The organism is Limnohabitans sp., from assembly GCF_044361985.1.
Taxonomy (GTDB): domain Bacteria; phylum Pseudomonadota; class Gammaproteobacteria; order Burkholderiales; family Burkholderiaceae_C; genus Limnohabitans_A.
The window spans coordinates 1-4864 of record NZ_JBIKHV010000133.1 but is presented as its reverse complement, the minus strand read 5'-3'; the positions used below and the strand labels follow the sequence as shown (position 1 = coordinate 4864).

Annotated in this window: 3 protein-coding genes and 1 pseudogene; 1 reads left to right on the top strand and 3 read right to left on the bottom strand. The window is 57.9% G+C overall.

From position 1 onward, the window contains the following. Nucleotides 1–272: 272 nt before the first annotated feature. Nucleotides 273–1322 (bottom strand): STAS-like domain-containing protein, encoded by a 1050-nt coding sequence (locus ACIQ3A_RS13785; protein ID WP_396432297.1) that lies wholly within the window; start codon nucleotides 1320–1322, stop codon nucleotides 273–275. Between the two features lie 138 nt (nucleotides 1323–1460). Continuing rightward, on the bottom strand, nucleotides 1461–2948 hold the full coding sequence (locus ACIQ3A_RS13780) for a nucleobase:cation symporter-2 family protein (RefSeq protein ID WP_396432296.1): 1488 nt from the start codon (nucleotides 2946–2948) through the stop codon (nucleotides 1461–1463). Between the two features lie 318 nt (nucleotides 2949–3266). On the opposite strand from ACIQ3A_RS13780, the gene ACIQ3A_RS13775 reads away from it, so the two are divergent. Next, nucleotides 3267–4601 carry an FAD/NAD(P)-binding oxidoreductase gene (locus tag ACIQ3A_RS13775; RefSeq protein ID WP_396432295.1) on the top strand — a complete coding sequence of 445 codons (1335 nt, stop codon included), beginning with the start codon at nucleotides 3267–3269 and terminating at the stop codon, nucleotides 4599–4601. Nucleotides 4602–4631: 30 nt separating this feature from the next. On the opposite strand, the pseudogene ACIQ3A_RS13770 reads toward ACIQ3A_RS13775, so the two are convergent. Next, nucleotides 4632–4864 (bottom strand): annotated as a pseudogene (locus ACIQ3A_RS13770) (peptidase M20); the annotation flags it as partial.

Here is a 4864-nt window from a genome sequence, read left to right as displayed (position 1 = left end):
GCCAGCGACAGATCGCGCTGGTTGGACAGGGGTTTGGTTGGGTTGACCGAGACCTTGCCGCGTGTGGGAAAGCGGTGGTAGTCACGGGCAGCGTCGCGCAAGGCTTGTTCTGCGGGGGAAAGGGTATCGCTCATGGCTGTTGTCTCAATCAAGGAAAAACATAAAAGTTGATAAAGCGTAACCCATTTGTCACCCGGTTCGAGCTGTGGATTACGTGCATAAAACGCAAAAAACCAAGCACTGGGCTTGGCTTTTTGAGGCGCTTCGCGGCATCAAGCGCCTGTGCCGCCAAACAAGCGTGCCAGCTTGGCGACTTCTGGTGACATGCCTGTGGTTTGAAGACGGATGTGGGGGTGGTTCGTTGCAAACACCCGAAAGACTTCGTCCATAAAGGCTTGTCCAACGTGTGCCACACCTTCGAAGTCGAGCACCACGGTTTTGAACTGGATGGCGCGTTCCATCACCCATTTGGCCTGAGAGCGAGAAACCAGTTCGCTGCTGAGTTGTGCCAGTCGCACCGGGATTTCGGTGGTGTGAAACGCCTCAGCGCCGATCTCGTCCGGGTCAAAGTATTTGAAATAAACATCGTTGGCCTTGCGCAGACTGTTCAAACCCAACGCCATGCGAACCTCTGTGCCGGGTGGTGCGGGTTTGAGCAGCCCGTTCACATTCATCCAATCAAATCGGGGCAAGGGTTGGGTCAATTCGTGGGGGTCAAAAAGCAGCCCGCCAGACTCGATCGCAAAGCCGTCCATCATGCGTGAGGACACAAAAACCCCCATGCCCGAATGGCCCTGGCTGGCCGAAGTGAATTTCCCTTTGGCCAGTTCCAGCAGTGCCAACCGCGTGTCGAACAACTGGGCGGATTGCGCGATGCGGCCAAAAATGCCAATGCCGTCGTCGGCCACCAGCATTTGCAACTGCCCATCCCTGACCTGCATGCCCATGGCCACTTGCTGTGCGCTGGAGTGGTCGAGCGCGTTGTTCAGCATTTCGGTGAATGCGGTGTTGGCCAGACTTTTGACATTGGGTTTCAGGTCTTTCAGCAAGGGGGCCAAGTGCCGCTCCCACACGGCCATTTCGCCGCCGGTCTTCTCAATGGCTTGGCGTGCTTGAAGGCCGAGCCAGAATCGGTGCTCACCCAATGTGTAGGTCTGTCGGGTGCCATTGCCGTGCCTTTTGAGGTAACCGCCATCGGCCAGTTTTTTGATGCGGCGGGACACGGCTACTCGGGTCAGGCCGGTTTGTTCGCTGGCCAGCGAGGCCAAGGCCCCCCCTTGGGCTGCGCCCGCCAGAATGATTGAGTCGTTTTGGTCAAGCATTTGTATCGTCTGATGTTATTTGGTTGTGGTTTATTGTATATTTTATTAAATTTTATTGTATACCTAAAAAATTCGGGCGCACGATGCGCCCGAAGTTCTGAAAGCCGACCCGGGTCAGGGCCAGCGCCAAAAGGGGACTCAGTGCGCTTCGGCCTGCTTGGCAGCTTCGATCGCATCGCGGTTGTCACCGCTGGCACCATTGAAGAACAGGTTCAGGGCCACCGCCGTGATGGAGGCCAGCAAAATGCCAGACTCGATCAGCGGGTGCAAGCCATGGGGCATCCACTGCTTGAAGTTGGGTGCGATCAGCGGGATCATGCCAATGCCAATCGAGACCGCGACGATGATGGCGTTGGCGCGGTTGTTCTTGAAGTCCACATTGCCCAGAATGCGGATGCCTGTGGTCGCCACCATGCCAAACATCACCAGACCCGCACCTCCCAGCACCACCGTGGGCAGCGACTCGATCAAGGCGGCCATTTTGGGCAACAAGCCCAGTGCCACCAAAATCAGGCCACCGGCCACGCACACAAAGCGGCTCTTGACACCTGTGACCGCCACCAAGCCTACGTTTTGCGAAAAGCTGGTGTAGGGGAAGGTGTTGAAAATGCCGCCAATCAGCGTGCCCAGGCCATCGGTGCGCAGACCGCGTGTCAGGGCTGCTTGGTCGACTTTCTTTTCGGTCATGTCGCCCAGTGCCAAAAACATGCCGGTGGATTCAATCATCACCACGATCATCACCAGGGTCATGGTCAAAATCAGCACGGGCTCAAAAATGGGCATGCCAAAGTGGAAAGGCATGATCACGTCAAACCAGGCAGCTTTGCCCACTTTGTCGAAGTTCATCAGGCCCATGGCCGTGGCCACCACACCACCGATCACGATGCCCAAAAGCACCGAAATGTTGGCCACAAAGCCTTTGGCAAAGCGCGCAATCACCAAGATCGACACCAGCACCAGTGCGGCAATGCCGACGCCTGTCAATTCGGCGTATTTGGGGTTGGGCATTTTGGGCAGCAGCGCCAGGTCTTTGGGCATGGCGGGCAAGATGGAGCCCGGTGCGTTGGCGGCAGCGGCCGCGGCATCCAGCCACTGCTTGTGCTCAGGCGTGACGATGTTGGGCGCAGTGGGACCAAACGGGTTGCCAAAAATCCAGTTGATGCCGATGCGCATCAGGCTGATGCCGATCACCGCAATGATGGTGCCAGTGACCACGGGCGGGAAAAAGCGCAGCATGCGGCTGACCAGCGGTGCGATCAGGATCGAGATAATGCCCGCTCCGATGATCGAGCCAAAGATCAGCTGTGCCCCCAACTCGCCCGGGTTGGCATTGGCCATGGCCACCATGGGGGCCACAGAGGCAAAGGTCACGCCCATCATCACGGGCAGGCGAATGCCAAACCACTGGGTGGCGCCCAGGGACTGGATCAGGGTGACGAGACCGCAGCAAAACAGATCGGCCGAGATCAAGTAAGCCACGTCTTGCGGGCTCAACTTGAGGGCGCGGCCCACGATCAGGGGCACGGCCACGGCGCCGGCATACATCACCAGCACATGTTGCAGGCCCAAAGCGGCGAGTTTGCCGGTGGGTAATTTCTCGTCCACAGGGTGGATGGTTGAACTCATGGAGGACTCTCCTAGGTGATAAACGGTTGAGGAAACGCCAAAGAAACTAGATGTGTGCTTCTTTGTGTTCCAAACTGTATACAAAATAAAAGACAACGGGATCCGGAAAAACCCTGAATTCTGAAGGAGGGTGGCTGAAATGCCGATGCCGATGCCGATGCCGATGCCGATGCCGCAGTCCATCCGGACTGCCGTGCTTGAACCATCGCTTAACATCACTGCCCACGCAACCCGCGTGGGCCACCTGCCTTCGAGGCATTGGAGCCTCGCTCCTCATGTGCGCCGACAGGTGTATCCCCAAAATTCACGGAGTCCTTTATGACCACCGCACGTCGTACCCTCATCAAGGGCGCTGCAGCATGGGGGGCGCTGTCTGCAGCTTCCCCCGCTGTCATCGCCCAGCCTTTTCTTTTTTCTTCGGCGACCGAGCTATTGCCCAAGGGCAAGAAGCGCCGCGTTCTGGTTTTGGGGGGAGGATGGGGCGGTTTGGCCACAGCTCGCCACTTGCGCGAAGATGCGCCCGACCTGGAAGTGGTGCTGCTGGAGAAGAACCCGATCTTCTGGTCATGCCCCTTGAGCAACAAGTGGCTGGTGGATGTGGTGGACACCTCGTTCCTCGTGCATTCCTACACGGCCGCGGCCGAGCGCATGGGCTATACCTTTGTGCAGACAGAAATCACCGACATTGACCGTGACAAAAAGCGCGTCCACACCGCACAGGGCTTTGTGGACTACGACTGGTTGGTGGTGTCGGCCGGTATCCGCGTGACCTACGAGCCTTGGTTTGGCAAGGACCGCGAAGCGGCTGCCTACACCCAAAAGCATTTCTCCAGCGCGTATGTGCCCAGCGCCGAGCATCTGGCATTGAAGCAAAAAATCAAAGGGTTCAAAGGGGGCACTTTTGTCATGACGCTGCCACCACCACCGCACCGCTGCCCACCCTCGCCCTATGAGCGGGCATGTTTGATGGCCAATTATTTTCAGAAGAACAAAATTCCCGCCAAAATTGTGATCCTGGACCCCAAGCCTCGCATCTTGCCTATTGGTGGGGGCTACCGCATGGCTTTTGACGAGCTGTACCACGACACCATCACCTACGTGCCAAACGCAGGCGTCAAAGAGCTGGACCCCTACAACAAAGTGGTCAAGACGATGGCGGGCGATTTCAAATTTGACGATGCCATATTCATGGGCCATCACCAGGCGGCTGACTTGGTCTGGAAGATGGGCGCCATTGGCAAAACGCCTGAGGGCAAGCCCAGCACATGGGCGGCGGTGCACCCCGAGTTTTACAACTTGAAGGATGATCCGAGCGTATTTGTCATTGGCGACAGCGTGGGCGCGGTGTCCCCCCAGTTTGGACATTACCCCAAGAGTGGTCATGTGGCCAACCGCATGGGCCGCAGCGTATCCACCTACATCACGCAGCAGTCCAAAGGCCAGCCGATGCAACCCCTCATCATCGACAACCTGTGCTTCATGTTGGTCAACACAGAACCGCTGGAAGCCATCAGCGTGAAGTTTGACTACAAGATGGGCCCACAGGGGCACATCTTGCAAACTGTGACCGATGACAACTTCCGCCGCCAAGCCCTATGGCAAGAAGACTTGCATTGGTACGGCAGCATGGTGAAGGATTTGACCGGGGGTTGAGGGGCGCGTGCCCAAACCGCGGCCATCGGCTCAGCTCAGCAAATCCAGCAGCGTGCGGGCCACCACTTTGGTGGCGCGCCGCAGGTCTTCCAGCTGCACATGCTCGTCGGCGCGCTTGGCGTTGGACTCGCGCACGGTGCGGGGGCCTGCGCCGTAGATCACGCCCGGGATGCCACGTTCCACGTACAGACGCACATCGGTGTAGAGCGGGGTGCCCAGGGCCGGGATGGCTTCACCAAAGACCTGTTGGCCGTGTTTCTGAA